This window comes from Bacteroides cellulosilyticus, assembly GCF_020091405.1.
Lineage (GTDB): Bacteria > Bacteroidota > Bacteroidia > Bacteroidales > Bacteroidaceae > Bacteroides.
Genome location: NZ_CP081903.1, coordinates 1,014,016 through 1,037,117, shown reverse-complemented (window position 1 = coordinate 1,037,117; position 23,102 = coordinate 1,014,016). Strand labels below are relative to the sequence as shown.

Sequence of the window (23,102 nt, the reverse complement as noted above, 5' to 3'; positions counted from 1 at the left end):
ATGAACTTCTTTTTAATCACTTTTGCAGTGTTGCAACAGATATAAATAAAAACCTTTTTAATTTTAATTTAATAGAAAAAGTATGGGACATGAAAAGCATTTAGAAGAAATGAATAACACTGCTAAATCCTGGTTAGTCCGGAAATTAATAGTAGGGTTATTGTGTATATGTTCGTTCACTGCTACTTTCGGTCAGAATGCAACAGTATCGGGTGTTGTGAAGGATGATACGGGAGAACCTGTGATTGGGGCAGGTGTTCTTGTAAAGGGAACCACATCAGGAACCATAACGGATGTTGAAGGACATTTCTCATTTCGGGCCGATGACCTGAAAGGAACGTTGGTCGTATCTTTTGTAGGTATGGAGACCCAGGAAATTCCGATGAAAGGGAAGTCTGTTTTCAATATTGTATTGAAAACCTCCAATACTTTGCTGGACGAAGTGCAAGTAGTTGCCTATGGTGCCCAGAAGAAAGTGACTTTGACCGGTTCGATCAGCTCTATAAATACGGATGAGCTGTTGAAAGTGCCTACAGCCAGTATTGGTAATATGTTGTCCGGTGTGCTTTCGGGAGTTTCTTCCGTGCAGTCATCAGGTCAGCCAGGTGGAGATGACCCGGATGTCTTTATCCGTGGTATCAGTACTTTGAACACAATGAATGCCAAACCGCTATACCTGGTAGATGGTGTGGAACGGAGCTTTTTTCAGATAGATCCTAATGAAGTGGAAAGCATCACAATCCTGAAAGATGCTTCTTCGACGGCGGTATTCGGTGTACGCGGTGCGAATGGTGTCATTATTGTTACCACGAAACGTGGTAAAGAAGGTAAGGCTAAGATTAACGCCTCTTTCTCATACGGCATCCAGGCTCCGACGCGCATGCCGGAATTTGTGAACAGCTATGAATATGCCACTTTCATGAATGAGGCTTATGCGAATGATGGCAAAGACCCTAAGTTTACCCCGGAAGCGGTAGAGGCTTTCCGTACCCATTCCAATCCTATCATATATCCGGATACGGACTGGATGGATATGCTATTCAAGTCGTCTGCTCCCCAAACACAAGGTAACGTAAACATCTCAGGCGGTACGGAGCGAGTTCGTTATTTTGTCTCTATGGGTATGCTGAATCAGAAAGGATTCTTTAAAAACCATGATACCCGTTATGATGCTAACTTCAACTTCAACCGTTATAACTATCGTGCAAACCTGGATGTTGATTTTACAAAGACTACGCTTGTGACCGTTAATATGGGCGGGCGTGTGGAAAAGAGGAATTCTCCACGTTCGGGCGATAATATGAATGAATTGTTCCGCAGAATTTATTGGGGTACTCCGTTTTCCGGTCCCGGAATTGTGGATGGAAAGTGGATTAAAGGTAATAGCCAGTATCTACCGGTAGGCTTGTCGGATGGGTTAGGCAATATTTACGGACGTGGCTATAGCGCTAAAACAACGAATGTCATCAATCTGGATTTGGCTTTGAGTCAGAAACTGGATTTTGTCACCAAAGGATTGCAGTTCAAGATAAAGTTTGCCTATAATAGCGGATATGACCATGTGAAAGAGCGTGCTACTTCTATTGAAAGCTATCAGCCCTGGTATAGAAAAGATGTTACCTGGATGGAGCATCCGGCAGATTCCGATCCCAATGAAGTCGTTTATATCCAGGATGGTGAGGCAGGCCTGATTGGTTATGGTGAAAGTTTCGGTAAGTCACGTGACTGGTATGCTGAGGCAAGTTTCGACTGGAAGCGCGATTTTGATTTGCATCACCTTTCTGCATTGGTTCTCTATAATCAGAGTAAGGCCTATTATCCTGACAGTGATTATCCGGGCATACCAAGGGGATATGTAGGATTGGTGGGCCGTGTCACTTATGATTATGACAATAAATATCTGATTGAAGGTAATGTGGGGTATAATGGTTCTGAGAATTTTGCTCCCGGCAACCGTTATGGTTTGTTTCCCGCAGTCTCAGGTGGGTGGGTACTTACCCAGGAAGAGTTCCTGAAAGATAATCCGGTGGTTGATTTCTTAAAAATACGTGCTTCTTATGGTGTGGTAGGTAATGACAGATACCATCCGTACGGCAATAATTTCATGGATCGTTTCTTATACTTGCCTAACAGCTATTTTATCGGAGGCGGTTATCAGTTTGGTACAGGTACCAGTTGGACACCGGGTGCTTATGAAAAGAGTTTTGGTAATTCGGGACTGAGTTGGGAGAAATCTGCCAAGCAAAATTATGGTATCGACTTCTCTTTGTTTGGGCAGAAACTGAGTGGTAGTATTGATTACTTCTATGAAAGGCGCGAAGACATTCTGGCAAAAGCCTCGACCGACCCGATTATCCACGCAATGAGTCTGCCGGTATTGAACTTAGGTATTGTTTCTAATAAAGGAGTTGAACTGAACTTGAAATGGAATCATAAATTGGAGAAACTCAGATACTGGGCAAATCTGAATGTCTCTTATGCAAAGAATAAGATTGTTTATCAGGATGAAGTTCCTTCGGAATATGAATATACCTTGAAGACCGGCCATCCGGTGGGGCAACCTTTCGGTTTGAAGGTGAGAGGATTTTATTATGAAGGAATGGAGAATATAGCAGACCACAGTTATGTCTTGAAAGAAGGTGATGTGGTTTACGAAGATTTGAATAATGACGGTAAGATTGATGATAATGATAAGACTGCACTTGGATATCCGAGTTACCCGTTATTGAATGCAGGGCTCACATTAGGATTCGAGTATAAGGGATTTGACTTTAGCATGTTATGGGTGGGCGCAACCAAAACTTCCCGCGTTTTGCAAGAGACTTTCCGCAGACCTCTTGGAGATACTAATGACAGATCGTTGATGCTTCATCAGTTTGAAGACCGTTGGACACCTGAAACGGCTGCTACTGCAAAACTACCGCGTGCTACGATTGACGGTGTGAAGAATAACTACCGGGATTCTGAATTATGGGTAAAAGATGCAAGTTACTTACGCTTGAAGAATATTGAAATCGGCTATAATTTCCGCCTTCCGTTTATGCCGAAAATAGGTATGGAGAAAATGCGTGTATTTATGACCGGTTATAATCTGCTGACCTTTGATAAGCTGAAAATATCAGACCCGGAGTCAATGTCCAGTGGTGTGCCGCAATATCCGGTGATGCGTGTAATCAATTTTGGTTTAAATGTAAGTTTCTAAAACAACGACTGACATGAAAAAGATATTAAATGGATTAATCCTTATTCTATTGATAACATTGGGCTCTTGCGTCGATGACTTGAAAGTGGGTGATGCTTTTCTGGAAAAAGCTCCGAGTGTGGATGTGGATAAAGACGTGGTATTCAATGATGCGAACTATGCCCGTGCATTCTTGTGGAATGCTTATACTTCCTTATATTATGGACGTCCTTTGAAGTGGGGGGAAAAACAGAACAGAATGAATATGGGAGCTGTGGATGCGCTGACAGACTGCTTTACCAGCGGCTTGAGTTGGGATGGCGTTAGTAGTCTGTATTACTCTGGCCAGTTTAATGCGACTTCCGATTATTCAGCTGCCGTTTATTCTTATTCTAACGGTGAAGAACAATGGACCGGTATCCGTAAAGCCTGGTTATTTATTGAGAACATCGGTCAGACTCCCAATATAGACGATAAAGAGAAAGAACGTTTGAAGGGTGAAGCTAAGATGATCATAGCTTGTCACTATGCTGATATGTTCAGAAACTATGGTGGTCTTCCTTTAGTAACCAAAGCATTTGATCCGAATGATGATTTTAAATTGCCGCGAGCCACTGCCCGCGGAACGATGGAGTTCATTGCCGACCTTTGTGATCAGGCTTATGCCGTATTACCCTGGGCTTTGCAATCTAATGAACAGGAGCAATGGGCGGGACGCTTTACTGCCGCTGCCGCTCTCGGACTGAAAATTAGAGTCTTGCTGTTTGGTGCAAGTCCCTTGTTCAATGATAATGAACCTTATTATCCGGAAGAAGCCTCAACTCCATCGGTAGCGGAACAGCATGCCTGGTTTGGTGGAAAAGATATGTCGCTTTGGGATGATGTAGTCGATGCCTGTGATTTGTTTATGACGTGCAATCAGCAGGAAGGCAAACCCTGGGACTTGGTTCGTAATGCTTCCAATCCCCGTCAAGCATATCAGGATGCCTATTACAGGAGAGCGAATGGTGAGTTGTTGATTGATACACGTGCCCGTGCCACAGTGTCTTGGTATTGGGACGGTGACTGTTATTATCTGCAATCCTACGGTTCGTATGGATCAATGACCCCTACACTGGAATATGTGAATCTTTTCCCTTATGCGGATGGTACTCCGTTCGATGCTTCTTTCTGGGATAGGCAAAGTAAGGACAACTATATTGCGGAAGACCCTTTTGCCAACAGGGATCCCCGTTTGTATGAGAACTGTCTGGTGAACAATGCCGAATTCGGTTTGGACCATGTGGCGGAGATGTGGATTGGCGGTCGTGAAGGACCAGCCAATGATCTGGCCAGTGATGGTGCGGCATTTACCGGATTTGCCATTTACAAGTATATCTTGGACAAAGAGCACATGGCTGGCAAACAAGATCAATGGCCTTATTTACGTTTACCCGAGATTTACCTGAGCTATGCTGAGGCTTTGAATGAAGTGGGGCGTACAAGCGATGCTTATCAATATGTGAATTACGTGCGTTCACGCGTTAACCTGTCCGGATTGAATCCGGGACTGACTCAAGAGGAGATGCGTCAGGAAATTCTGGACGAACGCGCCAGGGAATTTGGTGCTGAAGAAGTGCGCTACTATGATATGATCAGATGGAAACAGGCTAAGGATTTCCGTAAGATTCTGCACGGACTTCGCATTCGTCGTGGAGATAATAATACATATTCTTATGAGAAGTTCTCTGTAAAGAAGAGATTTATTCAGGATGGTGAGAACGGAACTGTATTCTTTACTCCCAAATGGTATCTGTCTCCTTTCCCGTTTGTGGAAATGAATAAGGGATATCTTACTCAGAATCCAGGATGGTAGTCGGCAGCTTGTTAATCACAATAAAAGAATTTAAAGATTATGAGAAATATATATAAATTATCGTGTGCGTTAATGTTCTCTTGTCTGAGTGCATATGCACAACAAGATAGTGCAATTGTTGCTAAGGGGGAAAGACTTCTGAATTTAGGCTATGGCGTGACGGTAAAGGCTAAAGAATCCTCGGCTGCAATATCGGAAGTTACCGGAGATGAGATCATGAAAAGTGCTGCGACGAATCCTTTGAACGCCCTGTATGGCAAAGGATTGGGACTTACAGTACTGCAAAAAGGTGGTACGGTTTGGGAAAGTGTGCCTACCACTATGATTCGTGGCCTGAACTCTACACGTGATAACTCTATCCTGGTGATAATAGATGGTTTTGAAAGAGACTTGAGTATGATTACAAAGGAAGAGATAGAAAGCGTCCAGATATTGAAGGATGCGGCGGCTACTGCATTGTATGGCCTGCGTGGTGCCAATGGAGTGATGTTGGTGACAACCAAGACAGGTTCGAGGAAGAAGATCGATATCCATGTCAATTACGAACACCACTTTAATATGCTGAACCGTTTGCCGAAGTTTGCCGATGGATATACTTATGCGCAGGCAATGAATGAAGCGCTGAAGAATGACGGCTTGAGCCCGATGTATGACCAGACACAGTTGAACGGAATCAAGAACAACGATCCTCATTACGGCAATGTGGACTGGATGGATGAAGTTCTGAACAAATCCGGTTCTACCGACAATGTTTTCGTTACTTTGAGTGGTGGAGGAAAAGTGGCCAGATACTTCTCTTCTATAGACTATTTGTCCTATAAAGGCTTCATCAAACCGGAGAATATCGTTGACGAATATTCGTCACAGCTTAAGTATTCAAAGTTGAGTATAAGAACCAATATCGATGTAGATCTGACTAAATCGACCTTGCTTTCATTCAAGATGAGCGGTATGTTGGCAGAACATAACCGGCCGAACCCTTTGACGGGGGATATTATGAGTATGATTTACAATACTCCGGCAGCGGCTTTCCCAATTAAGACCCCTTATGGCGAGTGGGGTGGAAGTAATGTCTGGACAAAGAATCCGGTGGCGGAAATCGCAGCGAAAGGATACGCCAGAAGCCACCAGCGCCTTCTGTTTGCCGATATGTCTATCAGACAAGACTTGGGTATGTTCCTGAAAGGTCTTTCGGTAGATGCGCGCATTGCGTACGATAACTTTTGCGACTATTGGGATAATTATGGTATGAACTATGCGTATTCCGTACCTAATGTTTCCAATCCGTCTTCTTCGGAAGACTACACTTTGAAGGGTGAAAGTACGGCTGCTTCGTTTAGCTCTTCCCTCGGTAATCAGTGGAGCCGCTTCAATCTGTGGGGGAGGGTGAACTATGCCAATGCCTGGAATAATCATAAACTGGATGTGACACTTGCCGCTTCGCGCGAACAGACCATTCTGAACGGGCAGCATAACACCCGTAACCGTATCAACCTGTTGGGACATGTACATTATGTGTATGCTGATAAATACATTGCAGACGTTGCCTTTTCGCGTAACGGCTCTAACTTGTTGGCTCCTGCCCATCGCTTTGGGAATTTCCCGGCTGTTTCGGCTGCATGGGTAGCCTCTAATGAGGATTTCCTGAAAGACGTCGCTTTTCTGGATCTTCTGAAAGTCCGTGCTTCCTGGGGACTGACCGGTACGGATATCATGCCGGAGTCTTTGATGTGGAATCGCAAGTATGGTTGGGCTAACGGATACATTCTGGGGGGTGAATACAATGGTGCCAGCGGATTGGGAGAAGGACGTCTGCCGACTACGAACATGTTGTATGAGAAGGTTGCCAAGGCTAATCTGGGATTGGATATGTCTTTTCTCAAGTCTTTCGACCTGACCGTTGAACTGTTCAAAGAGAAGAGAACGGATATGCTGGTTACTCCCGGTGATGTTTCGGCTGTGTTGGGTGCCACCAACGCTTTTCAGAATATAGGAAAAGTAGAGAATAAGGGTGTTGAAATTGCGGCGAACTATCATAAAGAGATAAAGGATTTCCGGTTTAATGTAGGCGGCAATTTCACTTTTAATCGCAATAAGATTATTGAAATGGGTGAGGAGTATGCTCCTTATGAATGGATGAAAGCTACAGGACGGCCAGTCGGACAAATCTTCGGTTACGAAGCAATCGGTTTCTTTAAGGATGAACAGGACATTGCCGACAGTCCTAAGCAGAACATGTCGACTGTGAAGCCGGGTGATATTAAGTTCAGGGATCTGAATGGTGATAAGATTATTGATGAATTTGATAAGAAAGCTATCGGTTATAGTAGTCAGGTTCCTGAAATTTATTACTCCATCAATCTTGGGATAGAATATAAGGGAATCGGTATCGATGCATTGGTGCAGGGAACAGGCAACTATTCTGCCATAGCTTCTACGTCGAGCTTGTTCCGCCCTCTGACGGGTAATACTTCTATCTCAGAGTATTATTACAACAACCGTTGGACGCCCGAAACGCCGAATGCTAAATTCCCAAGATTATCACAGGGAACAAATGCCAATAACTTCAATGACAATACGGTGTGGTTGACCAATAAATCTTTCCTGAAGTTGCGTCATGCCGAGTTATATTATAAGTTCTCTAAAAAGTTACTGGCTTCTACGCCTTTGCAATCAGCGAAACTCTACGTTAGGGCTTCCGATTTTATCTTGTTTGACCACGTAGATGTGTGTGATCCTGAGGCAATGGGAACCTCTCATCCTATTCCGGCATCTATTCAGGTTGGCTTCTCGGTCGGTTTTTAATGTAATTAAAAGATAGATAGATTATGAAAAAGCATATATTTCTTGCAGGAGTTCTGATGTTGTTGTTCTCCTCATGCGGTGACTTTCTGGATTATAATGAGAATTCGGACTATGACCAGAATAAACTATTCAATACAACCTGGTCCAATACAGACTTCGTAACGGGCATCTATGCCTATCTTCCGGGGGTTTTAAACGATGTGGACGGAGCCTTGCGCTCGGCAGGATGTGATGAAGCGGAATACGTGTGGCCCACTTCGGCCATTCACCGCTATTATGACGGAAGTTGGAGTGCATTGCGTGCTGTAGATGATAAATGGGGACATTATTACAAAGCTATCCGTGCTTGTAATGATTATCTGGAACATGGGACAGGCAAAGACTGGAAAGAGTTTGAGTTTAAAAAGGACTATGCCAAAATGATGCGCAAATACAGGAACCTGGAATGGGAAGTGAAAGCCCTGCGTGCTTATTACTATTTCGAACTGGTGAAGCGCTATAACAGAATCCCGCTGATAACTAAAGTCCTGACGGAAGAGGAAGCGAACAATCAGGAGCCGGTTGATTACCAGACTGTCATCAACTTTATAGTCAGAGAGTGTGACGAAGTAGCCGAAGATGGAAGACTGCCTGCCATTTATAATGCCGACTATGACAATGAAACCGGCCGTGTGTCCAAAATCTTTGCATTGGCGCTGAAAGCAAGAGCATTATTGTATGCTGCAAGCCCATTGAACAACCCGAATGCTGAAACCAGCCCGGATAAATGGATAGAGGCTGCAAAAGCCGCCAAGAAGATTATAGACGCTTCCGGCAGTTGGAACTTATCTTTGGTCCCGTTCAACCAACTGTTGGGCACCGACAATTTCAAAGCTGCAGAGATGATTCTGATTAAAAGAATAGGTGATACCAACGAACTGGAGAAACTGAACTTCCCCATTGGCCTGGAAGGCGGAAAGAGTGGTAACTGTCCTACACAGAACCTGGTGGATGCATATGATATGAAAGAAGGACAGGAAATGGACGAGGCGAATCCATACGCCAACAGAGACCCGCGGCTGGCCTATACCGTACTTTATCATGGTGGAAATACAGCTTATGGCAAACAAGTGGATGTGTTGCCGAATGGTCTCAACGGCTTGCCGCAGGAGGGAGCAACAAAGACCGGTTATTATCTGAGTAAGTTTGTCAATATCAATGTGAGCCTGACGGCCAATAATACGACTACTGCCCGTCATTCTATGCCATTGTTCAGATACGCTGAGGTGCTGTTGATTTATGCTGAGGCTATGAATGAAGCCTATGGTCCGGAAGGAGTTACGGAAGAGCTGAATATTTCAGCCCGGACTGCCATCAATATGGTACGCGGCAGAACCGGTTTGGGAATTGCTGCGCTGACTGTAGAAGATGTACCGTCGAAGACAGCGTTCCGTCTGGCTTTGCGAAAGGAACGGATGGCCGAGCTGGCTTTCGAAGATCATCGGTTCTGGGATATCCGCAGATGGAAAATCGGTTCGGAGACAACGAAGATTAAACGCGTCTCTATCAGCAAGGCCGGTGAAGGACTCTCTTTTGAGTACAGCGTGACTGCCGACCGTACTTGGGATGATAGTATGTATTTCTACCCGATTCCACAAGCTGAGATATACAAAAACTCTAAACTGGTTCAGAATCCCGGTTGGAAGTAATAGTCTCCGGAGAGGCCTCTAACGCAGGATAAATACGGAATAAGAGTGGTGTTTTGTTTCATCTCATTGGAACTACAGTTCCACTTAATTGGAACAATAGTTTCTTGCCTGTGGAATAATAGTTTCTTAGTATTGAAATTACTGTTTCAATCCTAAGAAACAAAAAGGAACATTTATACCGGATTTATAATCCAAAGGATTCAGGAATTCAGTAGATATGTACGAGGTAAAAAGAGGGCCTCTTCGGATTCTTTTTTAGGAAGCAAGATAGGTATAATAAGTAAAATATAGGATAATGATATACAAACGTATTAGTTTCTTTTAGAACTCATAAGGAATAACTAAGATATACGATATGAAGATGAAACGATTATTGTTGATGCTCATGATAGGATGCGGACTGACTTTGGGTATCATAGCAGATGCAGAAGCCCAATCGGCCGCAAAGGAAGTATTGAGAATACCTAAAGCTCCTCTGTTCAGAGACCCGATTCATGACGGAGCGGCAGATCCGATGGTGATATATAATGAACAGGAGAAAGCATGGTATATGTTTTATACCAATCGTCGTGCCAACGTTTCTACGCAAGGAACAAACTGGTGTTATGGTACCAGTATCGGCGTGGCGGTCAGTACGGACAACGGGAAGAACTGGGAATATGCCGGTGCATTGGATCTGGAGTTTGAACGTGGGAAAAATACATTCTGGGCTCCCCATGTAGTGTACGATAAAGGAGTATACCATTTGTTTGTCACTTATATCAGAGGCATACACGAGTCTTGGTCGGGCATTGGCAAGATAGCCCATTATACAAGTAAAAACCTATGGGACTGGAAACTTTGCGGACTGATTCCTCTGGCGAATAATGATGCGTTGCTGGATGCTACGGTTTATAAGAAACCTGACGGAAAGTGGGGAATGTGGTATAAAAACTCCCGTATAGGCTATACGGTAGAGGCTGTGAGCGATGACTTGTATCATTGGAAGAATGTCCCCGGCATTACTATCGGTGACGTTCCGCATGAAGCTCCGTTTGTTTTCTGTTACAAACAATATTACTGGATGCTGATTGACCAATGGAATGGCTTCGGGGTATACCGTTCTGCAGATGCGGAGAAGTGGGAAAAGCAAAGCGTCATTTTGGGTAAGAAAGGGGAGCGTAAGGATGATAATGTCCGGGCCAGTCATCCGGGAGTCGTAGTCGCCGGAGATAAAGCTTATGTATTCTACTTCACCCATCCGGGCTGGGAGAAAGAAGGTGGATGGGGTGATGAAACGGGTAAACTGGACGAGGCCGGGGTATTGCCCTATATCTATCGCCGTTCTTCCATACAAGTAGCCGAGTTGAAGGTGAACGGGGCGGGAGTGATGACTTGTGATAGAGATACTCCTTTTGATTTCTATCTGCCCAATGCGTCAAACTAAACTAATCTGAAGCAACTATTTAAATAATAAATATGAAAACATTCTTTTTATCGATAGCTATTCTTCTGACCTGTTCAATAATATGGGCAGGCGAACGGAACGACGGGAAATTACTTACAGAGATACTGAATAAAGGCACTGTGGAAACTTATGGACTTGAAAAGTCATCTCAGGGAAAGGCGTTGCACTGGACGGCTACGCAGAAAGGTGCGGGTGTGGTTTTCCTTTCGGGAAAGGAAACCTGGGACTTTTCTCCTTTTGTGAATCTGGTTTGCGAAGTTCAGAATCTGGCAGACCACGAGTTGTTTGTGGAGTGCCATCTGGATGGTGATTATTGGAGTACGGGAGCAGCGTATGTTCCGGCTAAAAGTACACGGAAAGTTGAAACCCTGATTTTACGCAAGGAATATTCCAAACAGCAGTTAGAACTGTTTCCCAAGATGAACGGCTTACCCGGTGGAGCCACAAGATTGTGGTGCGGTTACCGTCCTGAGTCTATTTATAAGTTCTCATTGGACTTTCCGCGCATACAGCCGGGCGACCAAGTGATAGTCAGAAACATCACGCTGGCTGTGCCTTACAAAGAATATTCGGGCAAAGAGTATGAAGCCTTGCTTCCGTTCGTAGACGAATTCGGTCAATATATTCCGGCCCGTTATCCGGGAAAGATATCCGGTGTGAACGATATCATAAAAGCGGATAAGAAAGAAGAGCTGGATATGAAGAAACATCCGGGTAATAAAAATTGGGATATGTATGGTGGTTGGGCCGACGGTCCCCAACTGACAGCTACCGGACATTTCCGCGTAGAAAAGTATCAGGGCAAATGGTGGCTGGTTGATCCGCTGGGGCATTTGTTCTGGTCTCATGGCATCACCTGTGTGGCGGGTGGTGATGAAACGAATATCAGGGGACGTGAGAAGTTTTATCGTTCTTTAAATCTTCCTGCCGATGTTGATTCCTCCCTTTTTGTCTCCGAACGGGATGGCAGGAAAGAACTTTCTTATTGGAAACTGAATATGTACCGGAAATGGGGAGCTGACTATAAGACAAAGATGATTGATAAGGCAAACCGCCGTTTGAGAAGTTGGAATATCAATACCATTGCCAACTGGTCGAATGAGGACGTTATCCGTACCCAAAAGACTCCCTACACGGCAGTAATCCATACGCAGTACGGACATTTCATTCAGGATCCCTTCTCACCGGAATTCCAGAAAGGGGTTGAAAATACTTTGGCCCGCTCATCCGCTGCCAAAGATGAATGGTGTATAGGATATTTTGTGGATAATGAACTTGGTTGGGGAGATAATACGTATCTGGCTACTTTGGCCTTGCAAGGCAGATATCCTTATGCAAAAGAAGAATTTAAAAACCGGCTGGTTGAAAAATATGCGTCGTTGGCGGAACTGAACCGTACTTGGGGAAGTGACTTTGCTACCTGGGATGACTGGATGAAGAGTGACTCTTGCTATGCAGGAGCCAAAGAAGATATGGTAGATTTCACCGCTCATGTTGCCAACGCTTATTTCCGTTGCATCAAGAATGCATTGAAGGCTAAAGCACCCGACAAATTGTATTTGGGATGCCGTTTTAACTATGGAGATTTTGCCGGTAATCCGGTGCAGCAATGGATTGTGGATATCGCTTCCAAATACTGTGATATCGTGAGTTTCAACAGATATACCTATTCAGCCTATTCCCTTCACCCATCCAGGAATCTCGATTTCCCGATGATAATCGGAGAGTTCCACTTTGGCGGACTGGACCGTGGACTGTTGCATGGCGGCTTGCGTTACGGTGGAAATCAGGAGAACAGGGCAGACTTGTATAAACACTATGTGCAGGATGCTGTGACCAATCCTTATCTGGTAGGAACACACTGGTTCCAGTATAATGACCAGGCTGTGACCGGACGCGGAGATGGGGAGAATTATCAGATAGGCTTTATCAATGTATATGATGCCCCCAACTGGGAATTGGTACGTGCGGCACGTTCGGTAGGAGAAACAATGTATGAGCTTCGTAGTAAATAAACTAACTAACTAATGTAATATCATGAATATCAAGAAATACTTTTGTGGCGGACTTGTTTTATGCCTGTTTCTGTCTTGTCAGCAAGTGGCAAGACAGGTAGATACTCCGGTTTTGTCGACAAAGCCATTTAAAATGAATGAGGTCGTCATAACTAAGGGGCCTTTTAAACACGCAGAAGAAAAGGAAGCTGCTTATTTGCTGGAACTGGAACCGGACCGCTTTCTCAGTGGTTTCCGGTCGGAAGCCGGGCTGGTTCCTAAAGCCCCCAAATATGAGGGATGGGAAAGTCTGGGAGTAGCCGGACAGACGCTGGGACATTATATGTCAGCTTGTGCCATGTACTATGCCACTTCGGGAGACGAGCGTTTTTTGCAGAAATTGGAATACACCATTAATGAACTGGATAGTTGTCAACAGGCGAACGGTAACGGCTACCTTGCAGCGACACCGGGTGGAAAGAAAATCTTTGCGGAAGTCTCAGCCGGAAATATCTACTCGCAAGGTTTCGATCTGAATGGTGGATGGGTGCCTCTGTATGTGATGCATAAAGTGCTGGCCGGGCTGATTGACGCTTATCAGTATGCCCGGAGTGAACAGGCATTGCGCATAGCTGAGAAGTTGGCTGACTGGATGTATGGCACATTCTATCCTCTTACCGAAGATCAAATGCAGAAAGTGCTGGCTTGTGAATTCGGGGGGATGAATGAGGCATTGGCTAACTTATATGCATACACAAAGAATGATAAGTTCCTGCTCCTGGCACAGCGTTTTGATAACCATAAAGCCATTATGGACTCTTTGGCGATAGGAGTTGACGACCTGGAAGGAAAACATGCCAATACCCAGGTTCCTAAAATGATTGGAGCGGCACGCCTGTATGAACTGACCGGAAGTAAACGCGATTCTTCGATAGCTTCTTTTTTCTGGCATACCGTAGTGGATAACCATTCTTATGTGAATGGTGGAAACAGTGATGGCGAACACTTTGGAACTCCCCGGAAGCTGAATGAACGGTTGAGTACCTCCAATACGGAAACCTGTAATACCTATAATATGCTGAAACTGACCCGGCATTTGTTTTCCTGGCAGTCACTGCCCGAGTATAGTGCCTATTATGAGAGAGCTGTGTTCAATCACATTCTGGCTTCCCAGAATCCTGATGATGGAATGTGTACCTATTATACTCCCTTAATATCCGGAGGTAAGAAAGGTTATTTGTCTCCTTTCCAGTCATTCTGTTGTTGCAGTGGTTCCGGTATGGAAAATCATGTGAAGTATGGTGACTTTATCTATTCCGAAGGAAGTGATTCCAGTCTTTTTGTGAATCTGTTCATCCCTTCCCGGCTGACCTGGACTGCCCGTGATCTGGTTGTTACGCAGGATACGGATATACCTTCTTCCAATAAAACAGTTCTGACGGTAAAGACAGAAATGCCACAGTCCGTCGTATTCCGCTTGCGCTATCCCGAATGGGCGGAATCAATGTCCCTTAAGGTCAATGGGAAATCAGTTTCGTTGAAAGCTTCCGGCAATAATTATGTTTCTATAGAGCGGGAGTGGAAAGATAACGACAAGCTGGAAATAACTTTCGGGATTAAGTTCTATACGGTTGCAATGCCCGACAATGAGAAGCGGGTGGGGCTTTTCTACGGACCTGTTTTGCTGGCAGGCGAGTTAGGACAGGAAGAGCCTGATATGGAGAAGGATATTCCCGTGTTGGTGAATAATAATAAACCGGTCAGTGAATGGCTGAAGAAAGTGTCCGATTCTCCTCTGCGCTTCGAGACAAAAGGTGTAGGAGAACCGAAAGATGTGTCATTGATTCCTTTCTATGCGATGCATCATCAGCACTATGTGGTTTATTGGGATTTGTTTACCACAGAAGAGTGGAAAGATATGCAGGAGGCTTACAAGAATGAATTGAAGCGGTTACAGGATTTGGATAAGCTGACGGTTGATTATGTCGTATTGGGTGAAATGCAGCCAGAAAGGGATCATAACCTGCGTGGAAAGGACATAGGTACCGGAATCTCACATCGCAAGAAGTGGCGGGCTGCCTGGATTGGCGGTTGGTTTGAGTTCGACATGAAAGTTTTGCCGGATGTTCCTCAGGACTTACGTGTCACTTATTGGGGGGATGAAACGGCACATTTGGAGTTTGATATCTATGTAGATGGTAAGGTTCTGGCAAGGCAACATCTTTATCGGAATAAGCCCGGTCAATTCTTTGAAGCGGTATATCCGTTACCCGAAGATTTCTGGAAAGATAAGGAGAAGATAACCATTCGTTTTAAAGGTGTACCCGGTAACTGGACAGGGGCGGTTTATAATGCACGTGTTGCGAAATGTGAGTAATTATGAGAATGAAAGGATTGAAGGAAGTTATCATAATCAGCTTGTTGCTTGTGTGGGGATGCTCTGCGGGTATGGCTCAGGAATATGATATAAACCCGCCCGGAGTGGTGATACACAATGCACCGGCAATCACCCATGAATATGTCGGCTCACCGAGTATCGTTATTATGCCGGACGGCACTTATATAGCTTCGCATGATTACTTTGGTAAAAAACTGTCAGATACGTATGTCTATATATCCAAAGACCGTGGAAACACCTGGGAACGGATAGCGGAGCTAAAACTCCTGACCTGGGCTACGTTGTTTAACCGTGGCGAAGAATTATATCTGATAGGTATCAGGCCCAGGGAAACGATCGGATACGGTGACTTTGTAGTCCGTAAGTCATTGGATTACGGGTATACATGGACAGACCCCAAAGACGAAAAGTCCGGTCTTATTCGCCGTGGCTTTTATCATTGCGCACCCGTTCCGGTGGTTCGTCATAAAGGGAAGTACTGGCGTGCGATGGAGAATATGGGACAGGCCTGGGGGTGGGGACCTTTTTCTGCGTTGATGACTTCTATCTCCTGCAAGGCTGACTTGCTGGATGCGGCACAGTGGGTTTTTAGTAATGAAATCAAGTATGATTCTTCCTGGAAAGAAGGGGCTACGGCATGGCTGGAAGGCAATGCCGTAGTCACCCCCAAAGGGGAAGTGAAGGATATTCTGCGGGTAGCTTATAACCCGGATGATTTGGCTGCGATGGTTTCGGTTTCAGCAGACGGGAGGACGATGACATTTGATCCTCAAACAGACTTTATAAGATTGCCGGGTGCTTCAAAGAAGTTCACCATTCGTTACGATAAGAAAAGCAGGAAGTACTGGACGTTATCTAACTTTGTATTACAGAAAGATCGTTCCGGGGCAGACAATGGAGGGATACGTAATACACAGGTGCTGATGTACTCAAACGACCTGAAGGAATGGTGTATTAAAGATACTTTACTGACGTGCGGACATCCGGAGCTGTATGGCTTTCAATATGTTGACTGGCAGTTTGATGGAGAGGATATCATTTTCGTCTCCCGCACGGCGTGGAGGGATAAAACAGGAAATCCACCGAGACAACATGATGCCAATTACCTGACTTTCCATCGTATTCATGATTTTCGTGCTTTGAAAAAGAAATAGGCATACCGGAACTATCTCCGGGAACAGGAAGAGTTGAATAAGAGAACGGTTGACTTCATACAGTTAGGTGAAATGGAACCGGAAAGGGAACATAAGCTGCGGGGAAAAGATACGGCTGTGGGTGAGCTTATAGGACGTAAATTCCGGTTCAGCTGGAATAATAGATATTCCCCTTGAATATACTTCGGAAAAAGACAAGGTCAGTGTTTCTTTTCAATCTCATAAGGAAAAGATGATAGGAAGAATCTTTGGTGTCCGAATTGTAAAAGCAGAATGATTTGTAGTTAGAGTTATATCAGGCAGAATGTGATCTGTCTGATATAACTGTTTGGGTAGCATTTATTTTATTTCTAAATGACAATTAGATAAAATTGGATTAAAAATAGCGATTATTGTAATACTATCTTAGAGGGTTTGCCCTATTTTTGCACCGGATGTCGAGGGCTGTTGTCATTGCATCGAGTCATGCATACCTAAAAATAATACTATATGAAGAGAATCATTCATTTCATTCTGATCGCTTTGTTCTTAATTCCCAGCTGTGCTGTGCAGGCATCTCACCAACCTGAGTTTTCTACTGCCGGTTTCTTCCAACTGCCCAATTCCGGGCGTGAAGTGTTCTCCATGAATCCTGCCTGGCGCTTTTACAAAGGAGCCGTTACGGGTGCTGAAGCTACGAACTTTAATGATGCGGAATGGACGGTAGTCTCCCTTCCCAATGGCATTGAATATCTGCCTACGGAAGCCAGCGGCTGCATCAACTATCAGGGAGAAGTCTGGTATCGCAAGCACTTCACCCCCGCAGATGCTTTGAAAGGGAAGAAACTGTTCCTGCACTTCGAAGCCATCATGGGAAAGAGTAAGGTATTCGTCAACGGGAAGTTACTGACCGAACATTTTGGCGGTTATCTGCCTGTAGTGGTCGATGTATCTGATGCACTGAACTGGGGAGAGGATAATGTGATAGCCGTGTGGACGGATAACAGCGATGATAAGACCTATCCCCCCGGAAAGGCGCAGGATGTGCTTGACTTTACTTATTTCGGCGGCATTTATCGTGATTGCTGGCTGATAGCACATAATCCGGTCTTTATCACTGACCCGAACTTTGAGAACGAAGTAGCAGGCGGTGGCTTGTTTGTGGCATATGATAAGGTGTCGGATGCCTCAGCCGAAGTGTTACTGAAGGCGCATGTGCGCAATGACAGCCGTAAAGCCTTTACGGGCGTTGTAGAATATGAGTTGCAGCAACCGGATGGCACACAGGTTGCTTTCTTGAATGATAAGGTTCAGGTACGACCAGGGAAGGCTATTACCTCGAAAGATAAGCTCATAGTAAAGAACCCGATGTTATGGAGTCCGGAAACTCCCACCTTATATAATCTGATAGTACGCATCCGCGACCGCAAAGGCAATGTGGTGGACGGTTATCGCCGCCGTATCGGTATCCGTAGTGTAGAGTTTAAGGGCAAGGACGGTTTCTGGCTGAATGGCAAACCTTATGAAAGCCCGTTGATTGGTGCTAACCGTCATCAGGACTTTGCGGTGGTAGGCAATGCCGTTGCTAACAGTATTCATTGGCGTGATGCAAAGAAGCTGCGTGATGCCGGAATGAAAGTAATCCGTAACGCCCATTGTCCGCAAGACCCGGCATTCATGGATGCATGCGACGAGCTTGGGCTGTTTGTCATTGTCAATACCCCCGGCTGGCAGTTCTGGAATGATGCTCCCGAGTTTGCGCAACGCGTATATAGCGATATCCGCAACCTTGTGCGGCGCGACCGCAACCATGCTTGTGTGTGGATGTGGGAACCTATCCTCAATGAAACCTGGTATCCGGAGGACTTCGCCAAGAACACCCGTGATATTGTAGACCAGGAATATCCTTATCCCTACTGTTATTCCGGTTGCGACAGCGGAGCACGCGGCAAAGAACATTTTCCGATACTTTTCACCCATCCTTCCTACGATGGCAAGTCGTGGGGCGACAAGAATGCCGATCCTAAAATAACCTACTTTACCCGTGAATGGGGTGATAATGTGGATGACTGGAGTTCGCATAACTCTCCCAGCCGCGTAGCCCGCAACTGGGGAGAACAGCCTATGCTTATCCAAGCGCAACATTATGCCAACCCCACTTATACATATACCTGTTACGATGCCCTTTACCGCACTCCCCGCCAACATGTGGGCGGCTGCCTGTGGCACTCGTTCGACCATCAGCGCGGTTATCATCCCGACCCGTTCTATGGCGGACTGATGGATGTGTTCCGCCAGCCCAAGTATTCTTATTATATGTTCAAGGCACAACGCTCACCCCAGAAGCAGGAACGTCTTTTTGAAACCGGCCCGATGGTTTATATTGCTCACGAGATGACACCGTTCTCCGGCAAGGATGTGACTGTTTATTCCAATTGCGATGAAGTGCGCCTCACCTTCCTGAAAGATGGAAAGACTTATACTTATAATAAACCGGTAGTTAAAGAAGGCATGCCTTCGCCGGTTATCACTTTCCCCGATGTCTACGATTTTATGACTGATAAAGCAATGTCACGTAAGAAAAAGCAGGATGAAGTATTCCTGCGGGCAGAAGGCTTGATAGACGGTAAAGTGGTTGCTACGCACGAAGTGCATCCCGCCCGTCGTCCGGAAAAAGTGCTGCTTTGGGTGGATAATGAGAATGTGAACCTGAAAGCCGATGGTTCCGATTTTGTCACTGTAGTAGCTGCCATAGCCGATAAGAACGGGAATATCAAACGTTTGAACAACTACTATGTGAAGTTTCATGTAGAAGGCGAAGGACGTATTCTGGGTGATGCCGGAATATTGGCAAATCCCGCTCCGGTGAAGTGGGGGACGGCTCCGGTGCTGATACAGTCCACTTTGAGGCCGGGTAAGATAAAAATAACGGCAAGTGTGTTGTTCGAAGGTTCGCAGATGCCTGTAAGTGCTGTATTAGAATTAGAAAGCTATTCTGCCGCCCATCCGTTGGTTTATTCGGAGAAAGATGCTGCGCTGATCGCTGGTTCATCTTCTTTGCAAGCTGCCGGAACGTCTGCAAAATCGGCTGCAGAGTTGGAACAGGAACAGCTTCTGAAAGAGCAAAATGCTCAGAGGCTGAAGGAAGTGGAGCAGCAACAGGAAGACTTCGGGGAGAAGAACAAGTGAGTAAGTGACGAGCTACAAGCTACGGGCTACAAGTGGCTACGCTGTGTTGGCGGGCGAAAGATTTTTCGCCCCTACACGTATTGAGACAACGCTTGTAGGGGCGAATAATCATTCGCCCGGAATACATAGACATTTAATTTGAATATACAATTTAGTATGAAACAAACAGTTATAGCTTTAGGAACAGGCCTGCTGGCTACTGTTGCTTTGTGTGCCAATGCGGCAAACAAGAATTCCAAACCTAACATTATCTTTATCCTCTGCGACGACATGGGATACGGGGATTTAGGATGTTACGGACAGAAATACATTGAAACGCCTAACATAGACCGTATGGCAGCCGAAGGCATGCTGTTTACTCAAGCCTATGCCGGTAGTCCGGTGAGCGCCCCTTCCCGTGCTTCGCTGATGACGGGGCAACATACAGGACACACCCATGTGCGCGGAAATAAAGAGTATTGGCAGGGAGTTCCAACCGTGAAATACGGGATTAATGACGAATTTACCGTTGTCGGTCAGGAACCATACGATGAAAATCATATCATTCTTCCTGAGATTATGAAAAAGAACGGTTATACAACGGGAGTCTTCGGCAAGTGGGCAGGTGGTTATGAAGGCTCTTGTTCCACACCGGATAAGCGGGGTATCGATGAATTCTATGGTTATATATGCCAGTTCCAGGCTCATTTATACTACCCTAACTTTCTGAACAGGTACAGCACACAGGCAGGCGATACAGGCGTTATACGTATTCTGCTGGAAGATAATATCAACTACCCGATGTTTGGCGATGATTACAAGAAACGCACTCAATATTCGGCAGACCTGATTCACGGTAAGGCGCTGGAATGGCTGGACAAACAGGACGGAGAGCAGCCTTTCTATGGCTTTTTCACCTACACCTTGCCGCATGCGGAACTTGCGCAGCCGAATGATTCTATCCTGAAAAGCTACAAGAAGAAGTTCTTTAGAGATAAAACCTGGGGCGGGTATGAGAAAGGACGTTATAATGTTTCGGAGCATACCCATGCCCAGTTTGCCGGTATGATTACCCGCCTGGACTATTACGTGGGTGAAGTCTTGAAGAAGTTGAAAGAAAAGGGACTGGACGAGAACACCATCGTCATCTTCAGTAGCGACAACGGCCCTCACGAAGAAGGAGGAGCGGACCCGGAGTTCTTCGGACGGGATGGGAAACTGCGTGGTTTGAAACGGCAGTGCCATGAAGGCGGCATCCGGATTCCTTTCATTGTGCGCTGGCCGGAACGCATCTCCGCCGGTTCGGTAAACGACCACCAGCTGGCATTTTACGACATCATGCCTACTTTCTGCGAACTGGCGGGCGACAAAGGATTCCCGAAAAAGTACATCAACAAGAAGTTAGAAGGTGACTGTTTCGATGGCATCTCTTTTGCCCCGACCTTGTTAGGCAACGCTGGTGAACAGCAGAAACATGATTTCCTCTATTGGGAATTCCATGAAACCGACCAGCTCGGCGTTCGTATGGGCGATTGGAAACTGATAGTTAAGAAAGGAAAGCCCCATCTGTACGACCTTGCAAAGGATATCCACGAAGATAACGATATAGCGGCGCAACATCCGGAAATCGTGAAACAGATGCTCGAAGTTATCCGTCGGGAGCACAGAGAAAACGATATGTTCCCGGTGACATTGCCGGAGTCCGCTTCGAATTAGCCTACATAGAGTTTATCCTCACTTTTACCTACACGCTTACACCTGTGCTCTGTATCTCCCTATTCATCGGTGATATAGCATGGTGTAAGCAAATAAAAAACAGAGTGTAGGCAAATTTGCCTACACTACTCTTAATTAGATGTATGTTTTTGATTATCTTTTTGTTATCTTTCATATTCGTATAAAACCTTTGATTTCCTATCTTCTCATTTCCTGCTTTTTTTGATATAAAAGATACCGGATTACCTGCTTTTCATTAGATAGCACTCCGTTTCTTACCTACTTTTATCCATTCTAAATAGGGATTGTATATGTCAATCTCCTATGTTCATTGGGAAAACTCTGCATGTTTATTTTATTGATATCCAGTGTTTTAATCATGTTTACGTCTCAGGGCTGACGCATTAAAAATATTTCATGGATAAAAGTTCACAAAGTAGTTCATTATCCCATCCTGCTGCCTTTCTTTTCCCTTTTACGCTTCCTTTTCTTTCATTTTTCTTAATAACCATCAGTGCTATTTTATTCATAAGTGAAACGTTTTGTGCCGCATTTCCGGTTTTTCTGCCTGCATCTTCATTAAAAGAGACATCCAACTGCCAATGCAAATTGTTTTCAATAGCCCAATGTGCCCGTATAGACTCTGCTATTTTTTGAGGTTCCAGCCCTAAAGAGGTGATATAAAACCTATGGCTTACAGAGGTTTCGCCTGTTGTTTTGATTGTTCTTTGTGAAGATATTCTCACAACCGCCTTCAATCCCTTCCATTCTTTGAACATTCCGGTTAAAGCCTGGCAACTGTACACAAAACATTCACGGCGTTCGTGTCTGCCATGAGACTCTTCCTCTGTTATATATTTGCCGTATCTGGTGGCATAATGTGCTTTGTTCACATCGATATTTTTATCATCCAAATCATCAAACCAACTTTTGACGGTATTATAAAGATTCTTATGGTTTTCTTTCAGAGCTAAGACATAATCTGCTCCACCCTCTATTATTTTTTTAGCAATATCCGTTTGACACCCCATTGCATCAATGGTTACAATGCACTTGACTAAATCCAAGGCTTCTAACAACAACGGGATAGCCACGATCTCGTTATGTTTTTCATTAACTTTCAGCTGTCCAAGACTGATGCCATTAGCTGTAGCCCAAGCACTAACCATATGAAGTTTAAAATTTCGATTACCAGTGGGGTGAGATGAGCTACATTTACTGGCACCACGAATGGTTTTGCCGTCAATAGCTACAACACCCTCATATTTCTCGCAGATTTCAAACATCCAATGCCGAAAAATACGTTCGAAATACTCAGGATTCAGAGCACTGAAAAAACGATTGAAGGTATCGTGACTGGGGATAGATTCCAATCCGGGCAGCCGTTCGCGGAAAAAGTCAATCTTGGCATTGCCGAAATCTTCTACTTCATACCAGGATTCTGCACCACATATTACAGCAGCCATTGAAATATAAACGATAGCATCGGCAGAATGTACACGTTTTCTGTCAATACGAGGATCATTGATTTGTTTACAAATACTAAATATTGCCATTATTTTAGTCAATTTATGTTTCTTAATTGCTTATAAAGATAAGAATTTAAGATGACATATAAAAATAGTTTATACATTAATTGTCAATTATATATAGTGCGATTTTAATAAATTGAATATAAGTATTTATGGTAAAAACTATAATGCGTCAGCCCTGGTTT

12 protein-coding genes are annotated in these 23,102 nt (G+C 44.8%); 11 read left to right on the top strand and 1 reads right to left on the bottom strand.

Features of this window, described 5'->3' with window-relative positions:
* Nucleotides 1–82 precede the first annotated feature (82 nt).
* From K6V21_RS03575 to K6V21_RS03530, 11 genes are all read left to right on the top strand, one after another.
* Nucleotides 83–3,202 carry a SusC/RagA family TonB-linked outer membrane protein gene (locus tag K6V21_RS03575; RefSeq protein ID WP_224320870.1) on the top strand — a complete coding sequence of 1,040 codons (3,120 nt, stop codon included), beginning with the start codon at nucleotides 83–85 and terminating at the stop codon, nucleotides 3,200–3,202.
* 13 nt (nucleotides 3,203–3,215) lie between these two features.
* A complete protein-coding gene (locus tag K6V21_RS03570; RefSeq protein ID WP_224320869.1) occupies nucleotides 3,216–5,036 on the top strand; it encodes a RagB/SusD family nutrient uptake outer membrane protein in 1,821 nt (606 codons plus the stop codon).
* Between the two features lie 39 nt (nucleotides 5,037–5,075).
* Entirely contained in the window at nucleotides 5,076–7,841 is a 2,766-nt protein-coding gene (locus tag K6V21_RS03565) for a SusC/RagA family TonB-linked outer membrane protein (RefSeq protein ID WP_224320868.1), read from the top strand.
* 23 nt (nucleotides 7,842–7,864) lie between these two features.
* Nucleotides 7,865–9,529 (top strand): RagB/SusD family nutrient uptake outer membrane protein, encoded by a 1,665-nt coding sequence (locus K6V21_RS03560; RefSeq protein WP_224320867.1) that lies wholly within the window; start codon nucleotides 7,865–7,867, stop codon nucleotides 9,527–9,529.
* A 361-nt stretch (nucleotides 9,530–9,890) separates the two neighbouring features.
* Nucleotides 9,891–10,955, top strand: a complete 1,065-nt coding sequence (locus K6V21_RS03555; protein WP_224320866.1) for a glycosyl hydrolase — start codon at nucleotides 9,891–9,893, stop codon at nucleotides 10,953–10,955.
* Nucleotides 10,956–10,987: 32 nt separating this feature from the next.
* The gene (locus K6V21_RS03550; protein ID WP_224320865.1) at nucleotides 10,988–12,991 is read left to right on the top strand and encodes a hypothetical protein; all 2,004 of its coding nucleotides are present in this window, start codon (nucleotides 10,988–10,990) and stop codon (nucleotides 12,989–12,991) included.
* A 22-nt stretch (nucleotides 12,992–13,013) separates the two neighbouring features.
* Complete coding sequence (locus tag K6V21_RS03545; protein ID WP_224320864.1) at nucleotides 13,014–15,347, top strand: glycoside hydrolase family 127 protein; 2,334 nt, start codon at nucleotides 13,014–13,016, stop codon at nucleotides 15,345–15,347.
* A gap of 2 nt (nucleotides 15,348–15,349) precedes the next feature.
* Nucleotides 15,350–16,522: a sialidase family protein gene (locus K6V21_RS03540; RefSeq protein WP_224320863.1), complete on the top strand. Its 1,173-nt coding sequence runs from the start codon at nucleotides 15,350–15,352 to the stop codon at nucleotides 16,520–16,522.
* A gap of 33 nt (nucleotides 16,523–16,555) precedes the next feature.
* Complete coding sequence (locus K6V21_RS26800; RefSeq protein ID WP_363317861.1) at nucleotides 16,556–16,699, top strand: DUF6805 domain-containing protein; 144 nt, start codon at nucleotides 16,556–16,558, stop codon at nucleotides 16,697–16,699.
* Between the two features lie 312 nt (nucleotides 16,700–17,011).
* On the top strand, nucleotides 17,012–19,690 hold the full coding sequence (locus tag K6V21_RS03535) for a glycoside hydrolase family 2 protein (RefSeq protein WP_224320862.1): 2,679 nt from the start codon (nucleotides 17,012–17,014) through the stop codon (nucleotides 19,688–19,690).
* A 156-nt stretch (nucleotides 19,691–19,846) separates the two neighbouring features.
* Nucleotides 19,847–21,385, top strand: a complete 1,539-nt coding sequence (locus K6V21_RS03530) for an arylsulfatase (RefSeq protein WP_224320861.1) — start codon at nucleotides 19,847–19,849, stop codon at nucleotides 21,383–21,385.
* A gap of 404 nt (nucleotides 21,386–21,789) precedes the next feature.
* On the opposite strand, the gene K6V21_RS03525 is transcribed toward K6V21_RS03530, so the two are convergent.
* Nucleotides 21,790–22,941 (bottom strand): ISAs1 family transposase, encoded by a 1,152-nt coding sequence (locus K6V21_RS03525; RefSeq protein ID WP_224319883.1) that lies wholly within the window; start codon nucleotides 22,939–22,941, stop codon nucleotides 21,790–21,792.
* Between the last annotated feature and the right edge of the window lie 161 nt (nucleotides 22,942–23,102).